General features: G+C 40.9%; 15 protein-coding genes and 1 other RNA gene. 4 read left to right on the top strand and 12 right to left on the bottom strand.

Features of this window, described 5'->3' with window-relative positions; genetic code table 11:
- Positions 1 to 23 precede the first annotated feature (23 nt).
- Positions 24 to 1,349 (top strand): APC family permease, encoded by a 1,326-nt coding sequence (locus C6Y06_RS17400; RefSeq protein WP_060596538.1) that lies wholly within the window; start codon positions 24 to 26, stop codon positions 1,347 to 1,349.
- A gap of 97 nt (positions 1,350 to 1,446) precedes the next feature.
- Entirely contained in the window at positions 1,447 to 2,109 is a 663-nt protein-coding gene (locus tag C6Y06_RS17405; RefSeq protein ID WP_034660911.1) for a lysozyme family protein, read from the top strand.
- Positions 2,110 to 2,142: 33 nt separating this feature from the next.
- Here C6Y06_RS17405 and prpB read toward each other — a convergent pair whose 3' ends face one another.
- From prpB to C6Y06_RS17425, 4 genes are all read right to left on the bottom strand, one after another.
- Positions 2,143 to 3,060 (bottom strand): methylisocitrate lyase, encoded by a 918-nt coding sequence (gene prpB, locus C6Y06_RS17410; protein ID WP_060596539.1) that lies wholly within the window; start codon positions 3,058 to 3,060, stop codon positions 2,143 to 2,145.
- Positions 3,061 to 3,072: 12 nt separating this feature from the next.
- The gene (locus tag C6Y06_RS17415; RefSeq protein ID WP_106037308.1) at positions 3,073 to 4,509 is read right to left on the bottom strand and encodes a bifunctional 2-methylcitrate dehydratase/aconitate hydratase; all 1,437 of its coding nucleotides are present in this window, start codon (positions 4,507 to 4,509) and stop codon (positions 3,073 to 3,075) included.
- Positions 4,510 to 4,511: 2 nt separating this feature from the next.
- Complete coding sequence (gene mmgD / locus C6Y06_RS17420) at positions 4,512 to 5,654, bottom strand: citrate synthase (protein ID WP_060596541.1); 1,143 nt, start codon at positions 5,652 to 5,654, stop codon at positions 4,512 to 4,514.
- A 168-nt stretch (positions 5,655 to 5,822) separates the two neighbouring features.
- Positions 5,823 to 6,362: a DUF420 domain-containing protein gene (locus tag C6Y06_RS17425; protein ID WP_003215636.1), complete on the bottom strand. Its 540-nt coding sequence runs from the start codon at positions 6,360 to 6,362 to the stop codon at positions 5,823 to 5,825.
- A 198-nt stretch (positions 6,363 to 6,560) separates the two neighbouring features.
- On the opposite strand from C6Y06_RS17425, the gene C6Y06_RS17430 reads away from it, so the two are divergent.
- The gene (locus C6Y06_RS17430) at positions 6,561 to 7,073 is read left to right on the top strand and encodes a GNAT family protein (RefSeq protein ID WP_060596695.1); all 513 of its coding nucleotides are present in this window, start codon (positions 6,561 to 6,563) and stop codon (positions 7,071 to 7,073) included.
- Between the two features lie 153 nt (positions 7,074 to 7,226).
- Here C6Y06_RS17430 and C6Y06_RS17435 read toward each other — a convergent pair whose 3' ends face one another.
- From C6Y06_RS17435 to C6Y06_RS17470, 8 genes are all read right to left on the bottom strand, one after another.
- A complete protein-coding gene (locus tag C6Y06_RS17435; protein ID WP_060596542.1) occupies positions 7,227 to 8,018 on the bottom strand; it encodes a LysM peptidoglycan-binding and 3D domain-containing protein in 792 nt (263 codons plus the stop codon).
- 256 nt (positions 8,019 to 8,274) lie between these two features.
- Entirely contained in the window at positions 8,275 to 10,056 is a 1,782-nt protein-coding gene (recQ, locus tag C6Y06_RS17440; RefSeq protein WP_066030772.1) for a DNA helicase RecQ, read from the bottom strand.
- 133 nt (positions 10,057 to 10,189) lie between these two features.
- A non-coding RNA gene (ssrS, locus tag C6Y06_RS17445) (6S RNA) lies at positions 10,190 to 10,375 on the bottom strand.
- A gap of 132 nt (positions 10,376 to 10,507) precedes the next feature.
- Positions 10,508 to 11,008: a TraR/DksA family transcriptional regulator gene (locus tag C6Y06_RS17450; protein WP_066030771.1), complete on the bottom strand. Its 501-nt coding sequence runs from the start codon at positions 11,006 to 11,008 to the stop codon at positions 10,508 to 10,510.
- Between the two features lie 91 nt (positions 11,009 to 11,099).
- Positions 11,100 to 11,747, bottom strand: coding sequence for an SDR family oxidoreductase (locus C6Y06_RS17455; protein WP_106037309.1), 648 nt, complete (start codon positions 11,745 to 11,747; stop codon positions 11,100 to 11,102).
- A 172-nt stretch (positions 11,748 to 11,919) separates the two neighbouring features.
- Positions 11,920 to 12,258 carry a PH domain-containing protein gene (locus C6Y06_RS17460; RefSeq protein WP_024422682.1) on the bottom strand — a complete coding sequence of 113 codons (339 nt, stop codon included), beginning with the start codon at positions 12,256 to 12,258 and terminating at the stop codon, positions 11,920 to 11,922.
- Between the two features lie 450 nt (positions 12,259 to 12,708).
- The gene (locus C6Y06_RS17465) at positions 12,709 to 12,846 is read right to left on the bottom strand and encodes a DUF4025 domain-containing protein (RefSeq protein WP_223249850.1); all 138 of its coding nucleotides are present in this window, start codon (positions 12,844 to 12,846) and stop codon (positions 12,709 to 12,711) included.
- A 49-nt stretch (positions 12,847 to 12,895) separates the two neighbouring features.
- Positions 12,896 to 13,108 carry a DUF6501 family protein gene (locus C6Y06_RS17470; protein WP_066030769.1) on the bottom strand — a complete coding sequence of 71 codons (213 nt, stop codon included), beginning with the start codon at positions 13,106 to 13,108 and terminating at the stop codon, positions 12,896 to 12,898.
- 217 nt (positions 13,109 to 13,325) lie between these two features.
- On the opposite strand from C6Y06_RS17470, the gene C6Y06_RS17475 reads away from it, so the two are divergent.
- Positions 13,326 to 14,810 carry an aldehyde dehydrogenase family protein gene (locus C6Y06_RS17475; protein ID WP_060596545.1) on the top strand — a complete coding sequence of 495 codons (1,485 nt, stop codon included), beginning with the start codon at positions 13,326 to 13,328 and terminating at the stop codon, positions 14,808 to 14,810.
- Positions 14,811 to 14,874: the final 64 nt, after the last annotated feature.

The following is a 14,874-nucleotide window of genomic DNA, read 5'->3' on the forward strand; positions in this document are numbered from 1 at the left end:
TTTTAGAGGAGCTGATAGGCAAATTGACTGAAGAGCCAAGACTAAAACGCAGCCTGACTGTCTTTCCACTTGTTGTGATCGGGCTTGCTTATATGGATCCACTTGTCGTATTTGATTCATACGGCATTGTTGCTCAGCTGACGAAAGGACACGTCGCTGCAGCTTATATATTTACGTTACTTGCATTACTATTGACAGCGCTTAGCTATGGGAATATGGTGAAGGCTTTTCCAAAAGCAGGATCTGCTTATACATATGCGCAAAAAAGTATTCATCCTCATGTCGGCTTCCTTGTGGGCTGGACACTTTTACTGGATTATTTATTTTTGCCTATGGTGAATTTTGCGATCGGAAGTGCTTATTTAACCGCAGCCTTTCCTGATGTACCTCATTACATTTGGATCATCATACTTGCTATCGCCATAACGACTGTCAATGTAATCGGTATTCGGCTTACAGCCAACATCACGGCACTATTTGTGACCTTCCAGGTCATTGTCGCCGTCACTTTTGTTGGGTTTGTTATTTATGGGCTCACACAAAACGCTGGAAGTGGAGAATTATTGTCCGCCCGGCCATTTTATTCAGCGAGCTTAGAACCAGCGCTTATTTTTTCAGGAGCGACCATTTTATGTTTTTCGTTTCTAGGATTTGATGCAATTTCGACCATGTCTGAGGAAACCATTAAGCCAAAAAAGACGATCCCACTTGCCATCTTCTTAACCGTCGCCATTGGAGGCGTACTGTTTACCTTGACGTCTTATTTTTTGCAGCAGGTATTTCCAAATTTTCAACAGTTCAAGCATCCCGATGCTGCCTCACTTGAAATTGCGGAATTTGTGGGGGGCGCATTTCTCCACTCGTTCTTTTTAGCTGGCACAATGGTCGCTGTCATCTCTTCTTCCTTATCGTCACATGCAAGTGCAGCAAGGCTGTTATATGCAATGGGTAGAGATGAGTCGTTACCGAAGCGTTTCTTCGGATATATTCATCCGAGATTAAAAACCCCTGTTTTTAATATTTTATTAATTGGTGCTTTCTCCTTAACCGCAGTCGTTGGCGAACTTGAAGTCATTTATTCCTTTATCAGCTTCGGCGCGTTGATTGGATTCACTTTTGTGAACTTGTCTGTTTTTGCGTACTATTTCGTCAGACAAAAACAAAGAGGTGTACTCAATATATTGAGATACGCATTGATCCCTCTGTGCGGGACGGCCTTTTGTATTTGGCTGTTAACGAGCATCAGTACAAATGCATTAATCATTGGTATGCTTTGGCTGATTATCGGTTTTGTTTATTTCTGCTACAGATTGAAAACAAGACCCGAATTTACATTTGGGTATGATTGATTATAAGGTTTTCACTTGGTATCCTGTGCAGGATATGGCATAATAAAAAGGCTGTACTTCCCTTTTAAAAGCGGGGCAAAACAGGGGTGAACTGACCTTGAAAAAGAAAAAAACAGGATGTTTTGCCATTTCAGGCTGCTTCACGATTTTTCTGTTTGTTTTCGTATTAGCAGCCATTGTCATGTCCTTTAATCAAAAGGAATTAAAAAAGCTGCCGATTGATACGGAATCAATTGTTTTGTCGAGATTGGATGATTACAAGCCGCTTGTAGAAACAGAGCTAAGAGATCAAGATTTAGATCAATATACCGCGTTAATCCTCGGTATGATGTATCAAGAATCAAAAGGCAGAGGCGGAGATCCAATGCAGTCCTCTGAATCTCTTGGTTTGAAACGAAATGAAATCAATGACCCTCAGAAAAGCATTAGACAAGGAGTCCATCATTTTTCTACTATGTACAAGCATGGGAAGAAAAAAGGCGTTGATTTGGAAACCATTATTCAAAGCTATAATATGGGAATCGGCTATATTGATTTTGTTGCAAAAAACGGGGGAAAACATTCCGAGAAATTGGCAAAGCAATACTCCAAAAAGCAAGTGAAACAAAACCCCGAAGTCTATACGTGCGGAGGCAACAAAGATAACTTCCGCTATCCGTATTGCTACGGTGATTTCACTTATGCTGAAAAAGTAAAAGAAAAAACGAAAACAGTTGAAGAAAAGATGAAATTGGCTTCATCATCCACACCATCATCGTAAAAAAGCACTTCCGTTTAGGAAGTGCTTTTCATTTTATCGCTGTTCTTTCCCGATTTCCGGCAGGATCGTTTTCGCTAAATGCTGATCCATTTCCTCATAGTCATCATATTGAATCGTTTCATACAGCTCTTTTCTCGTTTGCATGTCCTTCAAAATTCCTTGCTGCGTCCCCTTCTCCATGATTTCTGTAAATAAACGCTCATACGCTTTTGCAGCGACTCTAAGTGATGACACAGGGTAGATGACCATCTGAAATCCAAACATCGAAAATTCATCTGCATGATAATAAGGAGTCTTACCAAACTCCGTCATATTTGCAAGAAGCGGTCCTTTTATGCTGCTTGACGCATGCGTGAAGTCTTCAGCTGTAATGAGCGCCTCAGGAAAAATAGCATCAGCTCCTGCTTCGAGATAAAGATTGCCTCTGCGGATGACATCCTCCATCCCGTTTACAGACTTTGCATCGGTTCTTGCAATCACTAAAAGCGTTGGTGCCGCTTGTTTGATGGCTTTGATTTTCGCGATCATCTCTTCTACTGGAACGAGCGACTTTCCGTTTAAATGTCCGCATTTTTTTGGCATTTGCTGATCTTCAATTTGAACAGCTGCCACCTTGCTCTCTACCATTTCTTTTGCCGCCCTTGCAGCATTCAATACGCCGCCATAGCCAGTATCCATATCGACCAAAAGCGGCAGCTGAGAAGCTCGAATGATTTCCTTCGCTTTTTCAGCCATTTCCGTTGAATGGATCATGCCGAGATCAGGCAGTCCTTTGCTGGCACAAAAAGCGGCGCCAGATAAATAGAGCCCTTGGAAGCCCATTTTTTTTGCATAAAGCGCAGACATTCCATCGTGAACGCCTGGGATTTGAAATAAAGCTGATTTGTGCATTTGTTCTTTAAAGGCTGCGGCTAAATCTGCTTGACTTGATTCATCATTCACGATCCACACACTAGTTCCCCCTTATATGACGAATAGGTCCATAAATGCTGGTACGGTTGTTGTTTTTAATTGATTTGGATTTTGACAGAGTGACACAATTTGATCCACTTGTTTTTGTGGAAATCTTGTCTTCAAATGATAGACCCATTTCTTTTCAAGCAGCGGAATGCCTTCCTGTCTTCTTCTGCGATGACCAAGCGGGTATTCAATTTCAATTCGATCTGTCATCGTCCCGTCTTTAAAGAAGATTTGCACACAGTTTGCTATTGATCTCTTTTTCGGATCTAAATAATCTGCTGTATAACGTTTATCTTCTTTGACAACCATTTGGTCCCGGAGACGATCAATGGCCGGATTTCGCGCCGTTTCTTCTTCATAATGGTCAGCTGTTAGCTCACCATAGATCAATCCAATCGCGGTAATATACTGCAAGCAATGATCGCGGTCTGCTGGGTTATACAGCGGCCCCTTCTTATCAATAATCCGAATCGCTGATTCATGTGTTGTAATCTCTACCCGGTCAATGTCATCTAATCGATCTTTTACAGCATCATGCAGCATCATAGCGGCCTCTGCAGCCGTCTGGGCATGAAACTCAGCAGGATAAGCAATTTTGAAAAGCACATTTTCTATGACGTATGATCCTAGCGGCTGAGCGAGTGTGAGAGATTTTCCTTGCATAAGAACATCTTCAAAGCCCCACTTCTCAGCACTAAGCGGTGTTTGATAGCCCATTTCCCCTTTTAGTGTCATCATTGCCAGTCTTACCCCGCGGCTTGTTGCATCACCCGCTGCCCACGATTTCCTTGATCCTGTGTTTGGGGCGTGGCGATACGTCCTAAGCGGAGAATTATCAACAAACGCTTGCGATAAAACATGCTGCACGTCTTCCTTTGTTCCGCCAAGCAATGCACACACAACAGCACTTGTTGCCACTTTGACAAATAACACATGATCCAAGCCATTTCGATTCAGACAATTTTCTAAAGCGAGCACACCTTGAATTTCATGTGCCTTGACGATCGCATGCAGTACGTCATTCATCGAAAGCGGCTCTTCACCGTTTGCAAGCCGCGTTCTGCTGATGTAATCACTTACAGCTAATATTCCGCCTAAGTTATCTGACGGATGTCCCCACTCCTCTGCAAGCCACGTGTCATTATAATCTAACCAGCGAATCATACAGCCTATATCAAAAGCCGCTTGAACAGGATCTAGCACAAACGAAGTGCCTGGAACTCTTGCTCCGTTAGGCACAACGGTACCAGGTACGATGGGGCCAAGATGCTTCGTACATTCCGGAAAATTGAGCGCCAGCATTCCGCAGCCGAGTGTGTCTATCAGTACATACCGCGCTGTTTCAATGGCTTCTTTGCTCGTAATCTCCCCGTCTACTGCATAGGCTGCGATTTCTTCCAATAGCTGATCCGTTTGATTGGCGACTGCTGTTTTATTCATGTTCATTCCCCCGTTTTTCTATCATCATCTGAGACTTTTAATCCTCTTGGCCCTAAATACCGGACTCTCGGTCTAAAAATGCGATTATGCAAATGCTGTTCAATGACATGGGCAGCTAATCCGCTAGCTCTCGCAGCAAAGAAAATCGGTGTATAAAGTGAAATCGGAATCCCGAGCACGTAATAAATAGGTGCAGCGTAATAATCAAGATTCGGATAGAGGTTTTTCTTCTCTTTCATGTATGCCTCTCCTGCTACACACATGTCATAAAGCGTTGTATCTCCCTTTGATTCCGTAAGCGTTTTCAATGATCGTTTTAAAAGAGCGGCTCTTGGGTCCATTTTTCTCATGTATACCCTATGGCCAAAGCCCATCATTTTTTCTTTTGCGGCTAATTTTCGTTCAATCAGCGCAAGGAATCCTTCCGTTGTTTTTCCTTCGAGAAGCATGTGCATGACAGCTTCATTCGCTCCCCCGTGCAAGTCACCTTTTAATGAAGAAATCGCTCCAGTAAAAGCACCATACATGTCAGAATGTGTGGATGCGATGACTCTAGCGGCAAACGTTGAATTAGGCAGTTCATGTTCACTATATAATGTGAGTGTTTGGTCAAAAGCGGTGATTTCGTCTTGTGTTGGAGTACGTCCTGTTAGCATGGCTAAAAAGGTTTCAGTGTAGGATTTGGTCTGATCTGGAGAAATAGCGGCGTCTTTTGTGAGAATATGATAGCTTCCAGCAACAATGGCCGGCAGCTGGCCGAGTAATCGAACAGCACGCCTTTGCTGGCACGCTTCTGATCGATCATGTAATGCATCATCGTACCCACTAAGAGCAGATATGCACGTTCTCATGGCATCCATAGGATGAGTGGTTTTTGGCAGCTTTGTTAAAATGGTTTGAATGGTTGGATGTAAGTTGGTTTGTGAGGAAATGTCTTGCTGAAATTGGTGATATTCCATGGTATCTGGTAATCTTCCATAAATAAGCAGATAGGCTGTTTCTAAATAGGTCTTTTTTTGTGCCAACTCGATGAGGTCATACCCGCGAATTACAATTTCTTCTTGCTGCACATCTAAGTATGAGATAGACGTTTCGCTTGCCACAATGTCTTCAAGCCCCGGTTTATACTGCAGTTGTTCAGTCATCATACAACCCCCGTTTCGTTCAATTGTTGTTCTCCAAACGAGCAAACGGCCAGAAATGATGTGAGTCTATAGATGGGAAGATACCGTGCAAGTCGGATACCCAATTCCCATTTTATCCAAAGCACTGCCTCTTGTAAATAAAAGAACGTATGTCCAGTTGGGCATACGTTAGCTGTAATATGGAGAAATCATCATATACACAATGACGCCAGTGAGACTGACATAAAGCCATAGCGGCATTGTCCAGCGGGCAATTTTACGGTGACGCTCGACTTGCATCTGTGCACCTCTAAACAGAGTAATCAGGGCAAGCGGTACAATTACAGCTGATAAGACGATATGTGTGATTAAAATAAAGAAGTAAATTGGACGGATGATCCCTTCTCCTCCGAAATGGGTATCAGCTGCCATTGAATGATATGTCACATACGAAATTAAAAAGACAAGTGTCGTTGAAAATGCAGCAAAGATAAATCGTCTATGCGCTTTAATGTTCTTTTGTTTAATCATGATGAGTGCTGAAAGTAAAAAGATAAACGTAAAGCTGTTCATCACGGCATTAAGTAACGGCAAAAATGTAATATCCAGATGGCTAAATTTATCTGATTTTGGCATTAAAAATAATAAAGCGATTAATCCGTTTATGGCAATTGTTAAAATGATCACAATACCAGTGAAATTTTTCGGTTTTTGATTCTGTTCGTTCATGTTTGAAAACCTCTCTTTATTAGTTCCGACTAAGAGTATGTTATTTAACTTTCTCTATAAAGTCAATGAATTCGCTGTCTTCGTCGAATTTTAGACAAACTTAAGGGTTGCAGACGTTCTAACGGCTTGAAAGATCCATCCACTTCCTTTAGAATTGGAATTTATGTGATTTTTATCATTTCTGATATGAAAGGAGTAATGGACTTGTCAATCTTACAGGAAACAGCCAAAGATGTGAAGACGTTAGAGCAAGAATTACAGCAATTGCAGTTCCAAATGTATCGAATGCAAGAAAATATGAAAGATATTTCGAAAAAAGCAAAAATCATTGGCATCGATCAAGCGAAAGAAGATGAGTGGATGATCGTCTCTGCCATTGAAAGTGCAGATACATGTAAAATTATGTTGAGCGATTGTGAAAAAGCTTTTCGCGGACAATCTGATTTTTCCTTAATTGCGGAATATCCTGAAGAAGGAAAGATTCATATTGCCGATATTAAAGGCCCGCCAGATAATGGGTACGGCTCCATCTGTATGAAGCATTTAAAAGAAATCGCAAGAGAGCAGAACATACCAGTGATTACTGGCGACCTCGTCAAAAGGGACTGGAATCACGTGGATCGCTTGATTCATTTTTATGAAAAGCATCAATTTGATGTCCAAATCAATTGGAAAGAACAAAGCGGAGAAATTTATTGGGTGGACAGCTAACGACAAAAACCAGCGTGTATCATAAGATATGCGCTGCTTTTTGTCGAAAATGCAAACTTTTCAGAAAAATATGTGTATTTTTGACCAAAAAAAGGGTATAATAAAAGCATCAGGCCGCCACCTGATGCTTTCTTCCAAAAAAACAATTGTTTACTAGTTAAGTACTTTTACTTTGACTGATTTTACGCCCCAATTTTGCGCTTGGGATTTGCTTGGTACATGTACATCAATTTTGTTACCTTTAATTGCGCCGCCAGTATCTGCTGCGATGGCTTCACCGTAGCCTTCAACATAAACCTTACTTCCTAATGGAATGACACTAGGATCTACTGCAATAACTTTTGCGTTTGGGTTTTTGTTTAAGTTTACCCCTGTTGCAGTGATACCTGAGATGCCACCATCATTTGCTGTATAAGCCGTAGCCGTAACAGTCATTTCTTTTTGTACACTTTGACTAGCAGAAGATGATTCTGCTTTAGCTGTTTCCTTTTTAGGAGCAGCTTTTTTCGTTGTTTGCTCTTTTTGGACAGGTTCCTGTTTTTGAACAGGTTCTGAGCTTACCGGAGCCGAGCTTTGACCAGCAACACTTAGTGTTGAACCAATCATAATTATATCTGAGTTTAAGTTATTCCAAGACTTAATATCGCTAATTGACACATTAAATTTTTGAGCGATTTTCCAGAGGCTGTCCCCCTTCTGGACTTTATACTGCTCCTGAGTTTTCTCTTTTGAAGAGATTGTCAATTTATCACCTACATAGATCATATCAGTAGATAAATTGTTCCAACCCTTTAGGTCCTTTAGAGACACATCATTTTTTTGTGAGATTCCCCAAAGTGTATCACCTTTCTGTACAGTGATTTCCTTTGCAGAAGCTTGCTGCGCTCCAAATGCTGTTGTTGAGATTGCTGCAACAGCAACCAAGGACATAATAGTCTTCTTCATAAAGTAAATCCTCCCTTGTTAGCTTTTTATGGCGGCTAACGAGTGCTATCGTAACATATGTAAATGTCATTTCAATAACAAAACGATATGTTTTAGATTACAGTTCCTTTACATGAAACATCTCTCTCCATTGGTAAATCAGACCACAAAACGGCTTGATTCCCCGCCATATCAAGGTTTTAAAAGGATCGAAAACGACCTGATGAAAACGTGTCCAAGTGCAGCGAAAAAAATTTATTTTTCTTCTTTAAACACTTTATTTTTTCTCTTTTTCTATAAATAAACGAATTTCTTCTAAAAAAACATCTCCGTATTTCTCTCTTTTTTGAGCGCCAATCCCCTTAATTTGGAGTAATTCATCATCTGTTTTAGGCTCTACAGCTGACATTTCCTTCAATGTTTGATCAGAAAATACAACAAATGGCGGGACGCCTTGCTCTCTAGCTAGCTTCATTCTCAGCAATCTCAATCGCTCAAATAATGCATCATTTTCTTGAATGGCCTCTGCTTTGATCGCCTGCTTTTTATACACTGTCTCTTGTCCAACTAACACTTTCTTCCCTTTATGGGTCACCTTAAGTGTTGGGTAAGCACCTTCAGACATGTGCAAATACTCTTCTGTAATTAAAAATTCAATGAAGTCACTGATTTGCTGAGCCGAATGTTGTTTCATTAAAGCATATGTAGGGAGACGGTCGAAACCTAGCTCAAGCACTTTTTTGTTTTTAGAGCCTGCCAGTACTTGGGCTATCATCATTTTACCGAATCGCTCATTCATCCTCACTGTACAAGATAACACCATCTGTGCTTCTCTTGTGACCTCTTCACGCTCTCTTTCATCAAGGCAGTTGCTGCATTTACCGCAAGGCGAACTAGCTGTTTGATCAAAATAGTCCATCACAAATTGCTGCAGACATTGCTCAGTATGACAGTAATCCACCATTTGCCTTAATTTAAGCAGTTCATGCTGATAGCGCACCTCATCTTCTGTTGACTGCTCAATGAGAAAGCGCTGCACTCTTACGCCTTGTGGTGAAAACAGTAAAATGCATTCACTTTCAAGCCCGTCTCTGCCGGCACGCCCAGCTTCTTGATAGTAGCTTTCAATATCCCTTGGAATTTGATGATGGATCACAAAACGTACATTCGACTTATTGATTCCCATGCCAAATGCTGATGTAGCGACCATAACCTGGATGTCATCATTTAAAAACAGGTTTTGCTGCTCTTCTCTCGTATGGTCATCCAATCCGCCATGATAAACGCCAGCTTTGATCTTTTGTTTTTTTAGTCGATTATAAATGTTATCCGCTTCTTTACGAGTTGCTGTATAAATAATGCCAGACTCAAGACTGTTTTTCTTCATATATTGTGTGATAAAACGGTCACTATTTTCCCCTTTGATCACTTGAAAGGACAAATTTTCTCTAGCAAACCCAGTAAAGATGGTTTCTTCTGCGTTCATGCCAAGCTGTTCACATATATCTTGGTGGACCTTTTTCGTCGCTGTAGCTGTTAATGCGACAATCACCGGCCTTTTTGACAGCTTGTTCAAGCATTCTTGAATGAAGCGATAACTTGGCCTAAAATCATGCCCCCACTCAGATATACAGTGCGCTTCATCAATCGCGATTAAAGGGATCGTTAACCGATCCAGCAGCTGAAAAAAACGTTCATTTTGTAAGCGTTCAGGTGTGATATAAAGCAGCTCATATTCCCCATTTTCGCATTTTTTCAGCCTTTCATTCATTTCAGCTGCGGAAAGTGTGCTGTTTAAAAAGGAAGAACGTATTCCCATCTCATTTAACGCATCGACCTGATCCTTCATTAAAGAAATAAGCGGAGATACAACGATCGTTGTACCTTCCATCATGAGGGCAGGGATCTGATAGCAAACTGACTTCCCACCGCCTGTCGGCATAATGCAGACAGTATCCTTTTGTTTATTTACAATCGCTTCAATGGCTTGTTTCTGTCCTTTTCTAAAGACATCAAAGCCATAGTATTGTTTCAGGAGTGCTTCTGCTTGTTCTAACATCCAATTCCCTCTCCGTCATTAGTTTTGTCCATTTTAACATACATTCTTGCCTCTACAGGCGATCTATCCAATTTCGCATTTTCACAAAATAAAAAGCCATTTTCCAAAATGGAAAATGGCTTGAATCATCCTAGGAAAAGCTGCGGATGCCGTAATCTAAGTAAGAAAGTTTTAAACCACCACTCCTCAAAGTGGGTGTTTGCAGAAACGTTCCTGTCTTCCTCTCTAAGGAGGCATGACATTCCGGCTTCAATATAAAACTCCCTATTACAGCTTAAAGGTTAAAACTTAATTAACATTACGCGCATCGCAGCCTTTAAACTATATTACACGAAAGTTTATTAAATTTCAAGAGATCTTTTTTCTAAGAAATACTTATGTATACAAGATATTTGTCCTTGCACACATAAGAAAACATTATTCTGAAAAAATGTAACTTCCACTTATTATCCTATTTTTCTTCGTCTATGTCAACATCCTGCTCTTCCTCTAATCGTTCATACGTATCTGAATGCATCTGATCCATTGTTTCTCTATTTGTTAAATCACGCATTTGATCAGAGAAATTACGGTCAAACTCGTTTGGGTCTTGAGTCGTTTCTTCGTTTTTCTTCGCATCGATTGAATAACGTGTATAGGGGACTGCTTTTAAACGTTCATATGGAATGTCTTTCCCTGTTTTCTCACATATCCCATATGTTCCGTCTTCCATTCGTTTTAGTGCTGCATCAATTTCGTCTTCAAGCTGGCCATCAACTTGATCCAGCGTTTGTTCTGTCATGCGGTCTAAATAGATGCTCCCATGATCAGCGATATGGTTCCCAACACCATTTGAAATCTCGCTGGATTCACTTAGCATAGATTCTTCTTTCTTTTTTGACCCTTTCACATCTTCTTTTAATTGATTCAATCTTTCGTATAAATCAGCTTTTTGTTCTTTCGTTAAGCCCACGGTCAATCACTCCTTTCTCATTAACTTCCCGCTGCAAGGGAATTGAAAACATCAAAAAAGCCGCCGCCTTTTTGGCAGCAGCTTTCTTCTCTTACATGGTGCGAAGTGCTTCTTCTACTGGTTTATCCCCTTTAATCAAGTCAAAAGATTTATTTTTCACATTGGATTCCGTTAAGCTTTCCACAAGTACAGCGGCTACGTCCTCTCTTGAAATCTCAATGTTTTGATCATCTGGAATATGCTCCGCAGCTTCAATCTTTCCTGTCTTTTCATCATGCAGCAAGGCGCCTGGACGGACGATGGTATAGGAAAGCCCAGACTGTTTTAAGTGTTCATCTGCTTTTCTTTTCGCCTCATAATAAATTTCCATACTTCCTTGCCCTTTTCCCTGGTTTGGGTCATCGGCATTATAGGAACTCAGCATAACAAAATGCTGAATGTTTTCTTTTTTCGCTGTGTCGACAAGGTGTTTTGCACCTTCTTGATCCACTGCAATCGTCTTATCTGCACCTGTTTTTGAGCCTGAACCAGCTGCAAAGATGACAGCATCTGCTTGTTTCACAGCATCTGTCACATCCTTTTCAAGATCACCGATGACAGGCGCTGCACCAAGTTCCTTTAGCGCATCCGCTTGTTTTTCATCTCGAATGAGAGCAAGCGGCTCATGTCCTTTTTCTTTTAAATAACGAATGACGAGCCTGCCTGTATGTCCATTTGCTCCAGCAACTAATACTTTCATTGTTCATTCTCCTTTCTGTATCTGTTTCATCTTTATCCTTTTTTGCTATCATTCAAACACCTAAACAAAAAAAGCCCTTCCCAGAAAATATGGGTAAGGGCTCAGGAAATGTGCGATCTATTAAAATAAGTAGAATGAGAAAAGTGCATGATCTATGTAATCGCAAGGTTGATCAGCAAAGATGTTTTGTCAAAATGGCTTGCACATCACTCAAATCCGTCTCTTTCGAAAAATCGAGTTCAAATACTTTTGAGCTTGTGACAAGCAGCATACCTGTGTCCTGATCAAACACGCCAGCTTCTTGAATGGCAAAACTTTCAATTGATCGATACGGCAAGGAGACCCTGACTTTCTTCTTAGAAAATACGCGGTTATCGCCAAAGATCAGTCGTTTATTGGTGAAACAAATTTGGTCGTGACGCAGTCTGTAAACAGCCTCAATTCTTTCCCCTTCAATTAGTAAGGATTCGAATTTCTTATCATTTTGTTTACTGACAGAAAAAATACCCACGTAAACCCCCTCTTCCTCCATCAAATTCCTTTATGAAAAAACGGACGCACGCTCTGTGGGTACGTTTTATTCTCACTTATAGAATACGCTATAAATGGTCGTTATTCCATTACGAATAGATTAAATTTCATTTAACTTTTTCTTTTTGATTCGATGCTCTTTCCTCTACTTATTTAGACAGTTAAAGCAGGAAAAAAGTTTCAGTTCTTTTTGAGAAAAATTGCTGAATGTTACCAATAAAAAAACAGTGATTTTTTCAAATCACTGTCAGCGTGTATAAAAACCCTCGCATTCTTTGTCAGTCCTGCGCGCCGGTGCTCACGAATGTCAAATTCGCTCAGCTCCGGTACTCGTCCTTCCTAGACCGCAAAGGTTTTCATGTCACGCTGCTGAAAAAGAAGACAAAGTGCTAAAATAAAGATCATTTTAGCACTTTGTCAACAATCTGGACTATTCGTCTTTTGGTGTATCAATGGTTCCCTCGGCATATACATCGGAAATCTGCTCAAGCGTAATCGCCATATCAGCATCTTCGTGATCATGCCAAGCATTTTGATTATTCTGCTCGTCTGTTTGCTTCTTTTTCATCATCATCACCCTTTACTGTTTTTCTTAGTATGAGTGATGATCACTAAAATCATTCAGCAGAAATGTCTTCGAAATACTCTTTATAATACCCGCCTACTTTACCTGTATTATCAACGACAAAGAGGAATTCTTCTGTCTCATTTTTCACTTCATATGTGCTTCCAACCGTTAGTGCACGGTCGACCATATATTTTTTCGCATTCGTATGTATACATTTTACTTGTTTTAACGTTTGAACCGTTTGCCAGTTTTGATGGATCATGATTTAAAAACTCCTTTTTTCATCTATACATTTATTGTAGCCAATTTTTCGTGAAATGCAATGAGTGTTATGGATTGCTTTTAAACATGTCGTGTAATATGATGAATGTATACGTTTACACACATGTGCGTATACTGGTTCATTTGCTTCAGGTCCGCTTTTCCACCTAGAACTCGCAGAACAACCCATATCTTTAATTAAGGAGGTTTGTTTATTTATGAGCTCTACAACACTTCAAATTAGTTCAAAACTCGATTCTTTTCTCCAAGGGACGAAAAAACTCTACATTAACGGTCAGTTTGTCACAAGTCACGATAACAAAACCTTTTCGACTCCTAACCCAGCCACAGGTGAAACCCTTATTGATGTATATGAAGCAGGTGCAAAAGACATTGATGAAGCAGTAAAGGCTGCCAAAAAAGCCTTTCAAGGCCCATGGCGCTCAATGTCTGCCGCTGAACGCGCCCGCCTCATGTTCAAGCTTGCTGATTTAATGGAAGAAAACCAAGAAGAGCTCGCGCAGCTTGAAACTTTAGATAACGGAAAACCAATTAATGAAACAACAAATGCAGATATCCCTCTCGCCATTGAGCATATGCGCTATTATGCGGGCTGGACGACCAAAATAAGCGGACAAACCATTCCTGTCAGTCAAGGTTATTTTAATTATACCCGTCATGAGCCTGTTGGTGTTGTAGGACAAATCATTCCTTGGAACTTCCCGCTGCTCATGGCCATGTGGAAAATGGGTGCTGCACTTGCAACTGGCTGCACCATCGTTTTAAAGCCAGCAGAACAAACACCCCTCTCTGCTCTTTATTTAGCTGAATTAGTGGATAAAGCCGGCTTCCCAGAAGGTGTGATTAACATCGTTCCTGGATTTGGTGAAACAGCTGGAAACGCATTAACCGATCACCCTGATGTAAATAAGCTTGCCTTCACGGGGTCAACAAGCGTTGGGAAACTCATCATGGAGAAAGCAGCCAAATCCATTAAGAGGGTCACATTAGAACTTGGCGGAAAATCACCAAATATTATATTGCCAGATGCCGATTTAAAGAAAGCCATTCCAGGTGCTTTAAATGGGGTCATGTTTAACCAAGGCCAAGTGTGCTCTGCAGGTTCTAGAGTCTTTGTTCACCGGAGTCAATATGATGAGGTTGTCGATCAAATGGCTAAGTATGCGACATCCCTCAAGCAAGGCGCCGGTCTTCATCAAGATACGCAAATCGGACCTCTCGTAAGTAAAGAACAGCATGAGCGCGTGTTAGGATATATTGAAAAAGGTAAATCTGAAGGTGCAACAGCCGTTGTCGGTGGCGATTGCCCTTATGAGGCTGGCTATTTTGTCTCCCCTACTGTTTTTAAAGATGTAGAAGATGACATGACCATCGCAAAAGAAGAAATCTTCGGGCCTGTCCTATCTGCGATTCCATACGATTCCATTGATGAAGTGGTCGAAAGAGCCAACCAGTCTGACTATGGATTAGCAGCAGGACTTTGGACAGAAAACTTAAAACATGCCCATGACATTGCTGCACGTCTTGAAGCAGGCACGATTTGGGTCAACTGCTATAATGTCTTTGATGCTGCAGCCCCGTTTGGAGGATACAAGCAATCAGGTCTTGGCAGAGAAATGGGATCATACGCCCTTAACAACTATACAGAAGTCAAAAGTGTGTGGATTAATCTCCAAGACTAATGACGCCTATAAAGCCGGTGACCATGTCATCGGCTTTTTTTTGTGATTGCATGTGACAGGCAGT

The organism is Bacillus sp. MZGC1, assembly GCF_002998605.1.
Lineage (GTDB): Bacteria > Bacillota > Bacilli > Bacillales > Bacillaceae > Bacillus.

What these genes read in the sequence shown, in the direction of transcription:
- C6Y06_RS17415 (WP_106037308.1), bottom strand. Translation starts at nt 4,509, where the DNA reads ATGAATAAAACAGCAGTCGCCAATCAAACGGATCAGCTATTGGAAGAA.
- mmgD (WP_060596541.1), bottom strand. Translation starts at nt 5,654, where the DNA reads ATGACTGAACAACTGCAGTATAAACCGGGGCTTGAAGACATTGTGGCA.
- C6Y06_RS17425 (WP_003215636.1), bottom strand. Translation starts at nt 6,362, where the DNA reads ATGAACGAACAGAATCAAAAACCGAAAAATTTCACTGGTATTGTGATC.
- C6Y06_RS17430 (WP_060596695.1), top strand. Translation starts at nt 6,561, where the DNA reads ATGGACTTGTCAATCTTACAGGAAACAGCCAAAGATGTGAAGACGTTA.
- C6Y06_RS17435 (WP_060596542.1), bottom strand. Translation starts at nt 8,018, where the DNA reads ATGAAGAAGACTATTATGTCCTTGGTTGCTGTTGCAGCAATCTCAACA.
- recQ (WP_066030772.1), bottom strand. Translation starts at nt 10,056, where the DNA reads ATGTTAGAACAAGCAGAAGCACTCCTGAAACAATACTATGGCTTTGAT.
- C6Y06_RS17455 (WP_106037309.1), bottom strand. Translation starts at nt 11,747, where the DNA reads ATGAAAGTATTAGTTGCTGGAGCAAATGGACATACAGGCAGGCTCGTC.
- C6Y06_RS17465 (WP_223249850.1), bottom strand. Translation starts at nt 12,846, where the DNA reads ATGAAAAAGAAGCAAACAGACGAGCAGAATAATCAAAATGCTTGGCAT.
- C6Y06_RS17470 (WP_066030769.1), bottom strand. Translation starts at nt 13,108, where the DNA reads ATGATCCATCAAAACTGGCAAACGGTTCAAACGTTAAAACAAGTAAAA.
- C6Y06_RS17475 (WP_060596545.1), top strand. Translation starts at nt 13,326, where the DNA reads ATGAGCTCTACAACACTTCAAATTAGTTCAAAACTCGATTCTTTTCTC.